This is a genomic window from Streptomyces sp. DH10 (assembly GCF_029813805.1).
GTDB lineage: Bacteria > Actinomycetota > Actinomycetes > Streptomycetales > Streptomycetaceae > Streptomyces > Streptomyces coeruleofuscus.
In genome coordinates this window covers 98396-113699 of the sequence record NZ_JARVKU010000012.1, presented here as the reverse complement: position 1 = coordinate 113699, position 15304 = coordinate 98396, and the positions used below count along the sequence as shown (strand labels likewise).

At 69.3% G+C, this 15304-nt stretch carries 11 protein-coding genes and 1 pseudogene; 9 read left to right on the top strand and 3 right to left on the bottom strand.

Annotation, left to right across the window (positions count from 1 at the left end):
* Positions 1-37: 37 nt before the first annotated feature.
* From QC385_RS24560 to QC385_RS24550, 3 genes are all read left to right on the top strand, one after another.
* Positions 38-1432, top strand: a complete 1395-nt coding sequence (locus tag QC385_RS24560) for a prolyl oligopeptidase family serine peptidase (RefSeq protein WP_279543515.1) — start codon at positions 38-40, stop codon at positions 1430-1432.
* Between the two features lie 228 nt (positions 1433-1660).
* Entirely contained in the window at positions 1661-2932 is a 1272-nt protein-coding gene (locus QC385_RS44100) for a poly(ethylene terephthalate) hydrolase family protein (RefSeq protein ID WP_336621323.1), read from the top strand.
* Between the two features lie 99 nt (positions 2933-3031).
* Positions 3032-3595 (top strand): dihydrofolate reductase family protein, encoded by a 564-nt coding sequence (locus tag QC385_RS24550; protein ID WP_279543514.1) that lies wholly within the window; start codon positions 3032-3034, stop codon positions 3593-3595.
* A gap of 409 nt (positions 3596-4004) precedes the next feature.
* Here the strand turns inward: QC385_RS24550 and QC385_RS44305 are convergent, their stop codons facing one another.
* Positions 4005-4214: a DUF2180 family protein gene (locus QC385_RS44305; RefSeq protein ID WP_184992851.1), complete on the bottom strand. Its 210-nt coding sequence runs from the start codon at positions 4212-4214 to the stop codon at positions 4005-4007.
* A 161-nt stretch (positions 4215-4375) separates the two neighbouring features.
* Between QC385_RS44305 and QC385_RS44300 the strand changes: the two genes are divergently transcribed.
* On the top strand, positions 4376-4885 hold the full coding sequence (locus QC385_RS44300; RefSeq protein WP_443032991.1) for a DUF4986 domain-containing protein: 510 nt from the start codon (positions 4376-4378) through the stop codon (positions 4883-4885).
* Here QC385_RS44300 and QC385_RS24545 read toward each other — a convergent pair.
* Together QC385_RS24545 and QC385_RS24540 are read right to left on the bottom strand one after the other, a co-directional pair.
* A complete protein-coding gene (locus QC385_RS24545; protein WP_279543513.1) occupies positions 4871-5593 on the bottom strand; it encodes a FadR/GntR family transcriptional regulator in 723 nt (240 codons plus the stop codon). The two genes, QC385_RS44300 and QC385_RS24545, sit on opposite strands and share 15 nt — an antisense overlap.
* Positions 5584-5763, bottom strand: a pseudogene (locus QC385_RS24540) (aldo/keto reductase); the annotation flags it as partial. The pseudogene QC385_RS24540 and the gene QC385_RS24545, both read right to left, overlap by 10 nt.
* Before the next feature lie 247 nt (positions 5764-6010).
* Between QC385_RS24540 and QC385_RS24535 the strand changes: the two are divergent.
* The 5 genes from QC385_RS24535 to QC385_RS24515 all read left to right on the top strand — a co-directional run bounded on the left by QC385_RS24535 (position 6011) and on the right by QC385_RS24515 (position 15250).
* Positions 6011-8242: an alpha-L-fucosidase gene (locus QC385_RS24535; protein WP_279543512.1), complete on the top strand. Its 2232-nt coding sequence runs from the start codon at positions 6011-6013 to the stop codon at positions 8240-8242.
* Between the two features lie 146 nt (positions 8243-8388).
* Positions 8389-9495, top strand: a complete 1107-nt coding sequence (locus QC385_RS24530; RefSeq protein WP_279543511.1) for an SGNH/GDSL hydrolase family protein — start codon at positions 8389-8391, stop codon at positions 9493-9495.
* Between the two features lie 243 nt (positions 9496-9738).
* A complete protein-coding gene (locus QC385_RS24525; RefSeq protein ID WP_279543510.1) occupies positions 9739-11874 on the top strand; it encodes an alpha-galactosidase in 2136 nt (711 codons plus the stop codon).
* A gap of 45 nt (positions 11875-11919) precedes the next feature.
* A complete protein-coding gene (locus QC385_RS24520; RefSeq protein WP_279543509.1) occupies positions 11920-13434 on the top strand; it encodes a glycoside hydrolase family 43 protein in 1515 nt (504 codons plus the stop codon).
* Positions 13435-13483: 49 nt separating this feature from the next.
* Complete coding sequence (locus QC385_RS24515) at positions 13484-15250, top strand: cellulase family glycosylhydrolase (RefSeq protein ID WP_279543508.1); 1767 nt, start codon at positions 13484-13486, stop codon at positions 15248-15250.
* Positions 15251-15304: the final 54 nt, after the last annotated feature.

Below are 15304 nucleotides of genomic sequence, written 5' to 3'. Positions count from 1 at the left end.
CCCGGTCCGGGTGCCCCGCCGAGCGAGACGAGGACCCATGAGATCGATCTCCAGACGTACGGTGCTCGCCGCCACCGCAGGTTCGGTCGCGGCGCCGACGGTGAGCACGGGGACCGCGGCGGCCGCCGACGCCGCGACAGCCACGTCCGCGGGGCGGCAAGCGGCCTCCGGCCCCAATCCGGTCCTGCGGACGGACCTCCTCACGCGGGTGACGCCGAGGAACAACTGGCTGGTGACAGCGGTCGCCATCCAGTACGCGCATCGCATCGACCTGCGCGGCGGGACGGTCCCGCCCACCGCCTTCCAGGTGCGGGCCACCGTGGGCGGACAGACAGCGGCTCGCACGGTGACCCGGGTCTACTCCAACGCCTCCGCCGAAGTGGACGACCGCTCTCACCCCGGACGGCCGGGGGACCGCCTGATCATCGAGCTCGATCCGAACGACTCCAACGCGCGGGCGTCCGGCACCGATCCCCTTCCGCTGGACCGTGCCTACTCCGTCAGGCAAGTGGCGGACGTGCGCACCCCGGAAGGTGAACCGGTGCTCAAGGTCGGCCCCTTCGCGCACCGGAACGACGACGTCATCACTCCCGTGGTCGACGACTTCGCCGCCCGCTCCTTCACCGACTCCGCGGGCTTCGAACTGGACTTCCGGCTGTACCAGCCTGCCGGATTCACACGGGACCCGCAGACCCGCAGGCGGTACCCGCTCGTCATCACCCTGCACGGCGGTGGCGAAGTCGCGGACAACAACATGACCCAGCTGACGTCCAACCGGATCGCGGTCACGTTCGCCAGACCGGAACGGCAGCGCCGCAACCCCGCGTTCGTCCTCTCTCCGCAGATCCCTCTCCCCCGCCCCATGGACGGACCCGACGGCACGGACTGGACCGACCCGAAGGTCCAGGGCGCGCTGATCGAACTCATCGACACCTTCGTGCGCGAGCACTCGCGCACCGTCGACACCGACCGGCTCTATCTGGTCGGCCTGTCCTCAGGCGGCCGCGGCATCTACAGTCTGCTGGCCAAGCGCCCCGAAGCGTTCGCGGCCGCCCTGCCCACGGCCGGCTGGGGCGACGCGGCCGTCATGGACAGGATCACGCACATCCCGATCTGGGCCGACCACTCGGTCGACGACCCGGTCGTCCCCTACCGGGAGGGCCGGTTCGGCAACCCCGGCACCTGGACCCTGATGAACGCGCTGGAGTCCGCCGGCGAACGGGTCAGCCGTGGGGAGTGGGCCAACGACCTGCCGAAGGCAGAGTTCGAGGCCCGGTCACGGGCTCTCCTGCGGCAGGCCCGGGCCACGCGCAGCCACGTACTGTTCACCAGCTACACGGCCGGAACGACACCGGTGAACCCACACCTTTCATGGGCCCAGACGTACGAGAACGACGTGGTCATCGACTGGCTCTTCGCACAGTCCCGGTAGCCGGCCGCTCGCGCCGGTCACCCGGTCCACCACCGTGGCGGACCGGGCCGGGCCGAGGTCAGCGAATGCGTCAGCCGTCGGGCCCGGGAACCCCCTCTTCCCTCGGCCGAGTGCGGGCCCACATCGTGTCCGGTTGCCGCGCTCTCATCGCTCTCCGGAGGTAAAGCAATGCGTCCATGCAGTCGTTCAACCCACACCACCGCGCCGTTACGGACCCGATCCCGTCCCATGACGGCACTGATCGCACTGGCAACCACCATCGGCCTGGCGCTGACCCTGCTGACGGCCACCGCCGCGCCGGCAGCCGCCGCCGACCTGCTGTCCCAGGGCAAACCCGTGACCTCCTCGTCCAGCGAGAACACGTCCACCCCCGCGTCGGCGGCGGTGGACGGCAGCACCGCGACGCGCTGGTCGAGCAAGTTCGGTGATCCGCAGTGGCTGACGGTGGATCTGGGCGCCACCGCCGCCATCAGGCAGGTGGTACTACGCTGGGAGGCCGCATACGCCCGCTCCTTCCGGGTCCAGACCTCCGACGACGGCACCGCCTGGACCACCATCTACTCGACCACCGCAGGAACCGGCGGCACGCAGACCCTCGACGTGGACGGCAACGGCCGGTACATCCGCCTCTACGGCACCCAGCGCGGCACCGTCTACGGATACTCGCTCTGGGAGTTCCAGGTGTACGGCTCCGGTGAGGGCACCCCTCCGGGCAACGGCGTCCCGGACCCCACCACCGCTGCCCTGGAGGCCGCCAACGGGCCGCTGACCACCGCCACCTACACCGTTCCCCGCCCGAGCGGGTACGGCTCCGGCACGGTCACGTATCCGACCGCCGACGGCTCGTACCCGGGCATCGTGCTGATGCCGGGCTATCAGGGCACACAGCAGAACCTTCAGTGGCTCGCACCCCGCCTCGCTTCCTGGGGCTTCGTCGTCATCAACGTCGGAACGAACACACTGACCGACGATCCCGAGTCGCGCGGCCGCCAGATCACCGCCGCCGGCAGCCAGTTGCTCGCGCTCGGCGACGCCCCCGGCAACCCGCTGTCGGGGAAGCTCAACGGCACCCTGGGCGCGACCGGGCACTCCATGGGCGGCGGTGGCGTCATGGCGGCCCTCCGGGACGACCCGCGGTTCCGGGCGGGCGCGCCGACCGCCCCGTACCACCCGAACGGGAACTTCTCCGGAGTCACCGAGCCCACCTTCTTCATGACCTGCCAGAGCGACTCCGTCGCCCACGGCAACCGTTACGCGGTGCCCTGGTACAACTCCATGTCCCAGGCCGAGAAGCTCTACATCGAAGTTCCGGGTGACCATCTGTGCCCGATGACGGGGTACGGCGACAAGGCCAAGCAGGGCAAGTGGATGGTGTCGTTCTTCAGCCTCTGGCTGCGTGCCGACACCCGCTTCAGCCCGTTCCTGTGCGGTCCCGCTCGTGACGCCGACAAGAACAACACCTCCCTGGTCACCCGCTGGATGGACACCTGCCAGTTCTGACCGGCAGAGGTGCCCTCCTGTCCCAGCGAATCCGCGAGCCGCGACGAGCCCTGCGGCGTAGGAGTCGTACTGTCGAACGGTCACCGAGGAGGACGTCTGATGCGCAGAGTGACCTATTCGATGAGCGTCTCACTGGACGGCTACATCGTCGGGCCGGACGGAGGCTTCGACTGGACGGTGCCCGACAAGGACGTCTTTCGCTTCTGGATCGACGAGATCCGAGAGGTCGGCGTCCACCTGCTGGGACGACGGCTGTACGAGACGATGCTGTACTGGGAGACCGCCGACCAGAATCCGTCGCTCGACGACGCCGAGCTCGAGTGGGCCGCGCTCTGGAATCCGCTCCCCAAGGTGGTGTTCTCCACCACGCTGTCGGAGGTGCAGGGCAATGCCCGCCTGGCCTCCGGCGGCCTGGCGGAAGAGATCGAGCGGTTGCGAGCCGAGCCGGGGGAAGGCGACATCGCGATCGGCGGCGCGACTCTCGCCTCCGAGGCGTCAGCGTCAGGGCTGATCGACGAGTACCGGACCATGGTCTACCCGGTGCTGGTCGGCGGTGGCATTCCGTTCTTTCCCCGGCACGAGCGCCGGGTGGATCTCGAACTCGTCGAGACCCGCACCTTCAACTCGAAGGTCGTCTACCTCCGCTACCGCGTGGCGCGCTGAGACCGGTCTGCCGGTGGCCGCGCTGCCGCACACCGACCCGTTCAACGACCCATGTCAGCGAACCACGGCCTCACTTGCCGTAGTACGCGGTGTGGACCGAGATCGTGCTTCCAGGTCCCGCCGTCGTCGTACGGCACGTACACCGTCAGTGACGTCGGCGGGGCGGAGGACGGCCTCTTCGAGAGGAACGTCCAGGTGGAGTCGACCCGTGTGGAGGTGGCCTGGACCTCGGTGCTCCGCGTGGCCGTGGTGGTGAGCCGGTACGCGGCCTCCCCGGAGGTCGAGGCTGAAGCCCGGACGCCGCGCCAGTGATCCGGGACGGCGTCCGGGGAGGCCGGGAATGCTTGCTCGGACGGGCAGCGCGCACTCTCCGGCCGGTGCTGCGGTGTGGCTAACGCACCCTGCGGCGTCACTGCGCCGTCTCTGCCGTGTCGCAGGTGTGGCACACCACCCTGCGGGCCGGAACACGGCCGTGCGAAGAACCCATACCGATCTGGCGAGTGACGTGTACCTGACGTACGCGGGCGTGGTTCTCGCAGGTGGCCAAGCCGCAGCGCGAGCAGACGCCGATACCGGCGGTGTCGCTGCGCGCCTCCTGGAGGCAGTCGTAGCACCTCATGTCCAACTCCGATTTCAGTTAGGGGTCAGGCATAGCGGCCAACCAGCATGAACAAACCAAACCCACCCAGGCCGCACACACCTACTTAAGGAGCTCGAAAAGTAGACCTCCAGATTAGACTTTGTCAATTCTAGGACCCGGTCAATCATGGACGGTGGACGATCCCGCGAGGCAGCCGGGCGAGACCACCCCTTGCCGGCCGGGGGCCGGCCGCTTCGACGACCCGCCGCGAGGCAGGCGGACAGCCCCTGACCCACGTACGTCTGGAGCGGCTGTCGCGCGAAGCGGACACGATCACCCTGCGGCTTCGCCCGCGCATCAGCGCCGAGCCGCTCCCCGACGGCTCAAGAACGGGTCACGTCGCCGGCGGCCCGCTGCGTCCCCTGGGGCACCTGCCGGTCGTGCTCACTCCGAGGCCCTCTGATCCGGCAGCCGGTGTACGCCGACTCGCCCCGGACCGGCCGGAGTTCGCCCCGGAACACGTGGACGCGCGACCGGGCGAGACCGTCACGCTCGTACCGTTCGCCGGCATCCACAACGCTGACCTGACCGCCGTCATCTCGAGCGCGCCGAGCCCGCGGTGTGGGCGGCGGGGGCCGGAGCCCGGTGCCGGGCGGGCGGCGTCGCAGGGCACCGTGGCGGACAGCGTCCGTCAGTCAGTTCCGCGCTGACGTCCCGAAGGGGTGGGTGTCGCCGGCGCGCAAGTGTTCCCTCAGCCATTGCTCGGTGTTGCTCACGTGGAGCAGCGCGGCGGCCTGGCTGAGGGCGGCGTCACGGGTGGACAGCGCGTTGAAGATCGCCTCGTGCTCGGCGAGGGTGCGGCCCGCGGCCTTGTCGTCGACCAGACCGCGCCAGATGCGGGCCCGCAGGGTGCGGCCGGAGATCCCTTCCAGGAGGCTGAGAAGACTCTCGTTGCCCGTGGCCGAGACGACGGCGCGATGGAAGGCGGCGTCGTGGGCGTTGAGCTGTTCGACGTCGTCGCGGGCCTCGCGCATCGCGTCCAAGTGCCGCTTCACTTCGGTCAGTTGGGCGTCGGAGATCCGGGTGGCGGCCAGCGCCGTGGCCATCGGTTCGAGGAGCCGCCGTACCTCCATTAGGTCTTGCAGGGCGACCGAGTCGCCCTGCAGCAGTTCCACCGCGCCGCCGAGACCCTCCAGCAGCAGACTCGGCTGGAGGCTGGTCACGTAGGTACCGTCGCCCCGCCGGACCTCCAGAACCCGTGCGACGGCCAGCGCCTTGACCGCTTCCCGGGCGAGGTTGCGGGACAGGCCCAGCTGAACGGCCAGGTCCGGCTCCGGTGGGAGCTTCGAGCCCGGCGGCAGGGCACCGGTCCGGATCAGCTCACGGATCTGCTCGATCGCCTTGTCCGTCAGAGACACTGCTCGCCCCTCCCCCCACCGTGCCCCGTGAGCACGTCCGGCCTGATCAGTCCCTGAGTGCGGAGATCGTCCCGGAGGCCGTCCGGGACTTGCCGGTCATGGAGTTCCACGTTTCGTCCGACCTGTTCCGGGGTCCGCATGCCGAGGGTGACGTTGATGATACTGGGGTGCCTGGAGAGGACTCTCCGGCTCGGCTTCGTCCAGCCGCCTATTCAGCACCCTGCACAGACGGAGCAGTGCGAGACATTCTATGTTTGCCTGGTCGAAATACCTGCCAGATGGAGACAGAACAGGCAACTCCACCAGCCGAGTTGACACATTCATCCCTGCACACTGGTTGACATCCCAGGGCGACATGACGGACCTTCATGCGTGGCCCTGCATTCCCCCTGCCCCTTCCGCATCAGGGATGTGTCCATGTCGAGCTCGATCAACAGACGCCAGTTCGTGGCCTTGGCAACTTGCGTGGCCGCGGCGGCCGTTGCCGGGAATGTGTTCAGCGCCGGTGTCGCCGAAGCGGCGCCCCGCACGTACACGCCCGACTGGGACTCGGTCGACCAGCACCCGCCGGCTCCGGAGTGGTTCCAGGACGCGAAGTTCGGGATCTACTTCCACTGGGGCGCCTTCAGCGTCCCCGCCTTCGACAACGAGTGGTACCCACGCAGCATGTACCAGGCCGGGAGCTCGCCCAACAAGCACCACATCGCGACCTACGGCCAGCCATCGACATGGCCGTACCACAACTTCATCAACGGAGCGAAGGACTTGGCCGGCAACACCGCCAAGTTCGCGCCGAAGCTGAAGTCGGCCGGCGGGAAGTTCGACCCCGACGAGTGGGTGCAGCTCTTCGTCGACGCCGGCGCCAGGTTCGCCGGTCCGGTCGCCGAGCACCATGACGGTTTCTCCATGTGGGACAGCCGGGTCAACGAGTGGAACTCGGTGAACAAGGGCCCTGGTCTCGACCTGCTGCGGTTGTTCTCCACGGCCATCCGCGCGAAGGGCCTGAAGCTGCTGGTGGCCATGCACCACGCCTACAACTTCACCGGCTTCTACGAGTTCGCCCCCGGGCAGACGGACAGCAGCCTCAAGAAGCTCTACGGGCAACTGGACCCGACCGCGGCGAACCAACTCTGGTTCGACAAGCTGAAAGAGGTCGTCGACCGTGCCCAGCCCGACATCCTGTGGCAGGACTTCAACCTGGACGCCGTCGACGAGCGACAGCGCCTGAACTTCCTGGCGTACTACTACAACCAGGCCATCAGCTGGGGCCGTGAAGTCGTCGCCACCTACAAGGACGGCATGAACGGCAAGGGCGAGGTCTTCGACTACGAACGCGGCGGCCCGGCCGATCTCACCACTCCGTACTGGCTGACCGACGACAGCATCTCCAGCAGCAGCTGGTGCTACACCCAGGGCATCGGCTACTACACCACCCAGCAGATGCTGCACTCGTTCATCGACCGGGTCAGCAAGAACGGCAACGTGCTGCTGAACATCGCGCCGATGGCCGACGGCACCATCCCCCAGGCGCAGAAGGACATCCTGCTCGGCATCGGCGACCACCTGAAGCGCTTCGGCGAGTCGGTGTACGCGACCCGCGCCTGGACGGCGTACGGCGAAGGCCCGACGAAGATGGGCGGCGGCTCGTTCACCACCCCGCATGCCGGTACGCCCCAGGACATCCGCTTCACCCGCAACAAGGCCGGCAACGTCCTGTATGCCACCGTCCTGGGCTGGCCCGGCAGCTCGCTCACGATCAAGACCCTCGACTCGGAACGGATCAACCTCTCCTCGCTGAGCTCGGTGAAGCTCCTCGGCACCAAAGCCGGCACCTACATCGACCTGCCCACGCCGGCCCAGAACGCCTCCGGCCTCACGGTCACCCTGCCCTCCTCCGCGCCGTACGGCGCCAACGCCTACGTCCTGAAGCTCAGCTTCTCCGGCACGATCCCAGGCTTGCGGCCGCTCGCCGGCGCCGTCGCCTTCACGGACGTCAACTACACCGGCGCCTCGGCCGTCCTCACCGTCGGCGACTACACCGCGGCCGACCTGTCCGCGGCCGGACCGGGCCCGCGCACTCTCTCCTCCCTCCGCCCGGCACCCGGCTACCAAGTGGTCGGCTACTCCGGAGACGGCTTCACCGGCACCTCCTGGACCTTCACCGCCGACAACCCCGACCTCAGGGCCACCGGCAACAACGACCGGATCACCTCACTGAAGGTCCAGTTCAACCCGGCGACGTACTTCCGGATCACCAACGCCACCAACGGCCTCGCCCTGGACAGTGGCGGCAACGTCGCCTCCGGCTCCGACCTCAAGCAGTGGACCTGGAACGGCAGTCCGAACCTCCAGTGGCACGCGGAGGCTGTCGGAGGCGGCTACTACAGGCTGGTCAACCGCACGAACGGCATGGTCGCCGACGGCTGGGGCGCCACCGTCGACGGCTCCGCCGCGAGGCAGGCCGCCTGGAACGGCGGCCCCAGCCAGCAGTGGACCATCACCCACCGGGGCGGCGACCGCTATTCGATCGCCAACCGCACCACCGGCCTGGTTCTCGACGGCGGCGGCAACGTCCCCTCGGGCTCCATCACCAAGCAGTGGACCTACGGCAACAGCACCAACCTGCTGTGGACCTTCACCGCGCTGTAGCCGGCGAAGCCCGCGCGAGAAGGACACGCCGCTCTGCTGGCGGGGCTCCTGACGGGGTTCGGTTCCCCTGGGAAGGTTCAGCATTCGGGCAGGGTGCTGGACGTCCTCAACTTTGAGCAATCACACTCGCAGAAGAGGACGCCTCCATGAGAAAGCCTTGGCTTCTCCCCCTGATCATGCTTGTCGCTGCCGCGTTCGGGGTGACGGCGGCCGGCGTGGCCCCCGCCTCCGCCGCCTCGAACACCCCCTTGCGGGTCATGCCGTTGGGCGACTCGATCACCTGGGGCGTGGGAAGCAGTACGGGCAACGGCTACCGGGGACCGTTGTGGAACAAGCTTGCGGCAGACGGCCATCCGCTGGACTTCGTCGGCACGCTGCGGGGCGGTTCGATGTCCGACCCCGACAACGAAGGACACTCCGGATACAAGATCCACCAGATCGCCGCACTCGCCGACGCCTCGCTGACCCGCTACCGACCCAACGTCGTGACGCTGATGATCGGCACCAACGACCTCAACGAGAGCTACCAGGTCTCCACCGCCACCGCCCGGCTGAGGTCGCTGGTCGCCCAGATCACCGGCGCCGCCCCCGACGCCACCGTCCTCGTGGCCTCCCTGGTCGTGTCCACCAGCGGCTCGGAGGAGCAGTACCGTGCCGCGTACAACCAGGCCATTCCCGGCATCGTGAGGGACGCACAGGCCGCGGGCAGACGCGTCGCTCACGTGGACATGAGCAGCCTGACCACGGCCGACCTGGCCGACACCCTGCATCCCAACGACGCGGGATACCAGAAGATGGCCGACGCCTTCCACCGCGGCATCCAGGCCGCGGACGGTGCCGGGTGGCTGAGGAACCCCGCCCCCGCCGCCGCGCGCGTGCAGTCCGGCTTCGCCGGCAAGTGCCTGGACGTCAACGGCGCCAGCACCGCCGACGGGACCGCCGTCCAGATCTGGAGCTGCGGCGCCGGTGCCAACCAGCTCTGGTCCGCCTACACCGACGGCACCCTGCGCTCCATGGGCAAGTGCCTCGACGCCGCCGGCTGGGGCACCGCCAATGGCACCAAGGTGCAGACCTGGGCCTGCAACGGCGGTTCCAACCAGGTCTGGCAGCCCTACAACGGCGGGTACCGCAACCCCGCCTCCGGCCGCTGCCTCGACGTTCCGGGGGCCTCCACGGGCGACGGTACGCAGCTCCAGTTGTGGGACTGCAACGGCGGCTCCCACCAGAAGTGGACCACTCTGGCCGCCGGCTGATCCACGCCTGTCTCCAGGACCTGCGGTTGACGCGTCGGACAACGCGTCAACCGCTACAGGTCGTTCATCCCGCTCCCGGCCTCACCGACCATGGCCGCCGACAGCGAACACAGCATGCCCCGAGGCAGACTTGTCGTCGAAGCGCTTCGACGAGGCCAGACCCTTGTTGGATACGAAAATTGTCCATTAGCTTTGCGCCTGGCAGTGAAGCGCTTCGACAGTCGCCGCAGGAAGGCCGCCGACATGACCAAAGAACAAGGGACCTTCCACTGGGGACATGAGGCCCTTCACCTCGAGATCCTCTTCGCCGACGACGGCAGCCCCCGCCTCACGCACCTCGGACTGCCCGGCGAAGCGCGGAGAACCCCCGGCGCCTCCCTGCCCCTGGTGGAGGTGACGGCCGCGGGTCACGGCCGCGGCTGGTCGGGCAACCACCTCGTGGGCACCGATCTCGGCGGGCGTCTGCGCCACCGGACCCACCGCGCCACCCGCGACGGCGAGTGGCACACACTGACCGTGCACCTCCACGATCCGGAAACCGGGCTGGTCGCGGAGGTGACCTACCGGTCGCCCGACGGCATCCCCGTGCTCCGCAGCGAGGTGACCCTGCGCAACGAAGGGCAGACTTCGCTGCACCTGGAGTCGGTCAGCTCGCTCGCGGTGGGCTGCCTCACCCCGCAGGACCCGGAGGCCATCGACGCCGCGGACCTGCTGTGGGCGGAGAACGACTGGCTCACCGAATGCCGCTGGCAGCGACAGCCGATGCGCCGGACCACACCGGTTCACAGCGGACGCGTGAGCAACGGCCACGGCAAGTCCGGATTCGCCCTGAACGGACAGGGCACCTGGTCCAGTTGCGGACGCCTCCCCATGGGCGGCCTGACGGACCGGCGCACCGGCCGCACCTGGGTGTGGCAGATCGAGCACAACGGCGGGGGGTGGCGCTGGGAGTGCGGCGAGCGGGACAGGGCGGCCTACGCGGCGCTGTTCGGACCCACCGACACCCACCACGGCTGGCGGCATTCCCTGGAACCCGGCACCGTCTTCCGCACCGTACCCGCCGCCCTGTCCTTCAGCGCCGACGCCGGCCCCGACGCCGCGTTCGCCGCGCTGACCCGCTACCGCCGCGCCCAGCGCCGCCCGCATGCCGACCACCAGCACCTGCCCGTCATCTTCAACGACTACATGAACTGCCTGATGGGCGACCCCACGACAGCGAAGCTGCTGCCACTCATCGACGCGGCGGCCGACGCGGGCGCGGAGTACTTCGTGATCGACGCCGGCTGGTACGACGGCGACAGCGGCGGCTGGTGGGACAGCGTCGGCGCCTGGGAACCCGCCGCCACCCGGTTCCCCGGGGAGCGTGGGATCCACGAGGTGCTGGACCGCATCCGGGAGCGCGGCATGGTCCCCGGCCTGTGGCTGGAGCCGGAGGTGATCGGCGTACGCAGCCCCATGGCCAAGTCCCTGCCCGACGAGGCGTTCTTCCGCCGCGACGGCGCCCGTGTCACGGAGGCCGGCCGGCACCACCTGGACCTGCGCCACCCCGCCGCCCGTGCCCACCTGGACCAGGTCGTGGACCGCCTGGTCGGCGAGTGGGGCGTCGGCTACCTCAAACTCGACCACAACATCGACCCCGGCTCCGGTACCAGCGCCCACCCGGGCGAGACCCCGGGCGCCGGCCTGCTCGGCCACAACCGGGCCCAGCTCGACTGGCTCGACGGCATCCTGGACCGCTACCCGCACCTGGTGGTGGAGAACTGCTCCTCCGGCGGCATGCGCTGGGACCACGCCCTGCTGTCCCGGATGCAGTTGCAGTCCACGAGCGATCAGCAGGACCTCCACCTCTACGCGCCCATCGCGGCGTCCGCGCCCACCGCCGTCACCCCCGAACAGGGTGCCGTCTGGGCGTACCCCCAGCCGGAGGACTCCCTCGACGAGGTGGCCTTCACCATGGTCAATGCGCTCCTGGGCCGGATCCATCTCTCCGGCCGCATTCCCGAACTCGAGCCGCGGGCCCGCGCGCTGGTGCACGAGGCCGTCGCGGCGTACAAGGCCATCCGCACCGATCTGCCGCAAGCCGTGCCGTCCTGGCCCCTGGGCCTTCCTGCCTGGGACGCACCCTGGATCGCCCTGGCCCTGCGCACTCCCGCCACCACCTACCTCACCGCCTGGCGCCGCTCCGGAACCGACGCCACGGCTGCGCTTCACCTGCCCCACCTGCGGGACTCCGCCGCCCGTGTCGACCTGCTCTACCCCTCGGTCAGCCGGGCCGTTTCCACTTGGATGCCCGACACGGCCGAGCTGAGCCTGACCCTGCCCACCGCGCCGTCCGCCGTCCTGCTCCGCATCACCGCCACGGACCCCGGCGCTCCCTGAACCACCCCACGCCCGCATCACCAATCGACGAGAGGACCTCTTCGGGTGCCCCCTCTGCGCCAGCCGGACGGACGCTTCACCAACCCCGTGATCCCCGGCTTCCACCCCGACCCCAGCGTCTGCCGCGTCGGCGACGACTACTACCTGGCGTGCTCCAGCTTCGAGTACTTCCCCGGAGTACCCCTCTTCCACAGCCGTGACCTGGTGCACTGGGCTCAGATCGGCAACGCGCTGGACCGGCCTGAGCAACTGCGTCTGCCCGCCTCCATGCCGTCATCCGGCGGGATCTACGCCCCCACCCTGCGCCACCACGACGGCCGCTTCTGGCTGATCGTCACCAACTGCAGCGAGGGCGGCGGCAACCTGATCGTCACGGCCACCGACCCCGCCGGCCCCTGGTCGGACCCCGTCTGGGCACCGGGTGTACCGGGCATCGATCCCGACCTGGTCTGGGACGAGGACGGCACCTGCTGGTGCACGGTCGCCGGCGTCTCGCAGGTCCGTCTCGACCCGTCCACCGGGCAGACGTACGGAACACCGCACAAGCTCTGGTCCGGCGGGCCCGGCGCCAAGGCCCCGGAGGCGCCGCACCTGTACCGGATCGGCGACTACTGGTACCTGCTCATCGCCGAGGGCGGCACCGAGCGCGGCCACGGTGTCTCGATCGCCCGCGGCCGTACGCCCCAAGGCTCGTTCGAGCCGTGCCCGGACAACCCGATCCTCACCCACCGGGGCACCGACCACCCCGTCCAGAACACCGGGCACGCCGACCTGGTCCAAGGCCCCGACGGCTCCTGGTGGATGGTGCTGCTCGGCGTACGGCCGGGCGGCGGCACCCCGGGCTGGCACGTGCTCGGCCGGGAGACCTTCCTGGCCCCCGTGACCTGGGTGGACGACTGGCCGGTCGTCGGGGAGGTCGCCCTGGACCTGCCCGAGCTCCCGTGGCCGCTCTCCCCCAGCCCTGCCGAGGAGCACCGGGACGACTTCGAGCACGCCGAACTGCGACCGCACTGGATCTCGCTGCGCGACCGGCCCGCCGAACTCTGCACCGTCAAGGAGCGCCCCGGATGGCTGACGCTCCGCGCGCGGGGCGGCTCCCTGGACGAGCCCGACGTGGTCTTCACCGGCCGGCGCCAGCAGCATGCGTCGTGCCGGGCGCGCACTCTGGTCGATGCCGCGGAGGGCAGCGGCGGCCTCGCTGTCCGGCTCGACGAGCGGCACCACTACGCGATCGAGGTGTCCGGCACGCGGGTGCGGGTGGTCGCGCGCGTCGGCGACCTGCGCACGGTCGTGGCCGCGCAGTCCGTGCCCGCCGGGCCGGTCGTCCTCGCCGTCACGATCACGGAACCGCCGTCTCCGCACGGACCGTGCACCGGACCCGACGTCGTCTCCCTCGGCGTCGAGCAACCCGACGGCACGTTCGACGAGCTCGCGACCCTGGACGGCCGCTACCTGTCGACCGAGGTCGCCGGCGGCTTCACGGGCCGGGTCATCGGCATGTACGCCGCGGCGGGCACCGTGCACTTCGACTGGTTCGACTACGAGCCCCTCGACGGCTGAACGAAGGCACTCCCCCGCCCCCCGTACCACTGACCGAAGGGCATGACGCGTGAAGGACATACGGAGACCCTCACACCCCCGCAGCCGCGGCCCCGGACGCCTGCCCGGCCTGCTGATGGCGCTGCTCGTCGTCCTCGGACTGTCCGGCAGCACCGCGATCGCCGCGCCCGACGGCACGGCACAGCAGGCAGCCTCCACGGTCAGAGTCCCGGCCCGTGCCATGGACGCCGTCGCCGCGATGCAGCCCAGCTGGAACCTGGGCAACACCCTGGACGCGATTCCGGAAGAGACGTCCTGGGGCAACCCCAAGGCCACCAGGGAGCTGTTCAAAACCATCCGGGCGGAGGGGTTCCGCAGCGTCCGCATCCCAGTGACCTGGAGCGCATACCAGGCCACCACCGCGCCCTACACCATCGACGCCGCGTACACGAGCCGCGTCAAGCAGGTGGTCGACTGGGCGCTGGCCGAGAATCTCTACGTCGTGCTCAACATCCACCACGACTCGTGGCAGTGGATCGACGACATGCCCGCCGACCACGACGGAGTACTGTCCCGCTTCAACTCCACCTGGACCCAGATCTCCAAGGCGTTCCGCGACGAGCCGCGCTCCCTGATCTTCGAGAGCGTCAACGAGCCGGTCTTCGAGAAGGCCACGGCCGAGCAGAAGACCAAGCTCCTGCGGGAGCTGAACACCTCCTTCCACAAGATCGTCCGCTCCTCGGGCGGGGGGAACACCGACCGCCTACTCATGATGTCCACGGAGGCGGGCACGCCCTCCCAGAACCTCATGGACGACCTGTACGCCACGATCAAGTCGCGGAACGACCGCAATCTGATCGCCACCGTGCACTACTACAGCTGGTACCCGTTCAGCGTGAACATCGCGGGCGGCACCCACTACGACACCACCGCCCAGAACGACCTCGACGACGCCTTCGCCCGCATGCGCGACACCTTCGTCGCCCGGGGCATCCCCGTCTACCTCGGTGAGTACGGTCTGCTCGGCTGGCCGGACCACAACCATCCCTCCCGTGTCGAGCGGGGCGAGGCGCTGAAGTACTACGAGCACCTCGGACACGCGGCGCGCCTCGCGGGAGTCACCACCGCGCTGTGGGACCCCGGAGCTTGGGCCTACCTGAACCGGGAGACCCAGAAGTGGACGGACCCCGCCCTGTTCGCCTGGATCAAGTCCAGCTGGACCACCCGGTCGGGAACCGCCTCCTTCGACAAGGTCTTCGTGACGAAGTCGAGCCCGGTCGCGGCCAAGGGGCTCACCCTGAATCCGAACGGCACCGAGTTCCGCGGTCTGTGGCACGGCAAGACCAAGCTCGTCGAGGGACGGGACTACACCCTCTTCGACAAGAAGCGGCTCACCCTCACCGCCCGCACGCTGACCCGGCTGACCGGCGACCGCGAGTACGGGGTCAACGCGACGCTCCATGCCCGGTTCTCCCGCGGCCTGCCCTGGACGATCGACGTGGTCACCTACGACACTCCGGAGCTGTCGAACGCCACGGGCACGGCCGAGAAGTTCACCATTCCCACGAAATACCAGGGTGACCTGCTGGCGACCATGGAGGCCACGTACGCGGACGGCACCAACGCCGGCCCGACCGACTGGACTCCGTTCCAGGAGTTCAACAAGGCCTTCCGGCCGGACTACCCGAACGGCACGATCATCCTGACCCCCGAAACACTCAAGTCACTGCGTGACGGCGACGCGGCGATGCTGACCTTCCACTTCTACAGTGGCGCCAAAGTGAAGTACAAGGTCACGAAGTCCGGGGACTCGGTCACCGGGACAGCCGTCAAGTAAGCCTGACCGACCGGCGCTCGCCCTGGTTGCCCACCTCCCGGGCAACCAGGGCAC

Excerpts from the sequence above, each read along its gene's own strand:
- QC385_RS24530 (WP_279543511.1), top strand. The coding sequence starts at position 8,389 with ATGAGAAAGCCTTGGCTTCTCCCCCTGATCATGCTTGTCGCTGCCGCG.
- QC385_RS44100 (WP_336621323.1), top strand. The coding sequence starts at position 1,661 with ATGACGGCACTGATCGCACTGGCAACCACCATCGGCCTGGCGCTGACC.
- QC385_RS24525 (WP_279543510.1), top strand. The coding sequence starts at position 9,739 with ATGACCAAAGAACAAGGGACCTTCCACTGGGGACATGAGGCCCTTCAC.
- QC385_RS24560 (WP_279543515.1), top strand. The coding sequence starts at position 38 with ATGAGATCGATCTCCAGACGTACGGTGCTCGCCGCCACCGCAGGTTCG.
- QC385_RS24550 (WP_279543514.1), top strand. The coding sequence starts at position 3,032 with ATGCGCAGAGTGACCTATTCGATGAGCGTCTCACTGGACGGCTACATC.
- QC385_RS24535 (WP_279543512.1), top strand. The coding sequence starts at position 6,011 with ATGTCGAGCTCGATCAACAGACGCCAGTTCGTGGCCTTGGCAACTTGC.
- QC385_RS44305 (WP_184992851.1), bottom strand. The coding sequence starts at position 4,214 with ATGAGGTGCTACGACTGCCTCCAGGAGGCGCGCAGCGACACCGCCGGT.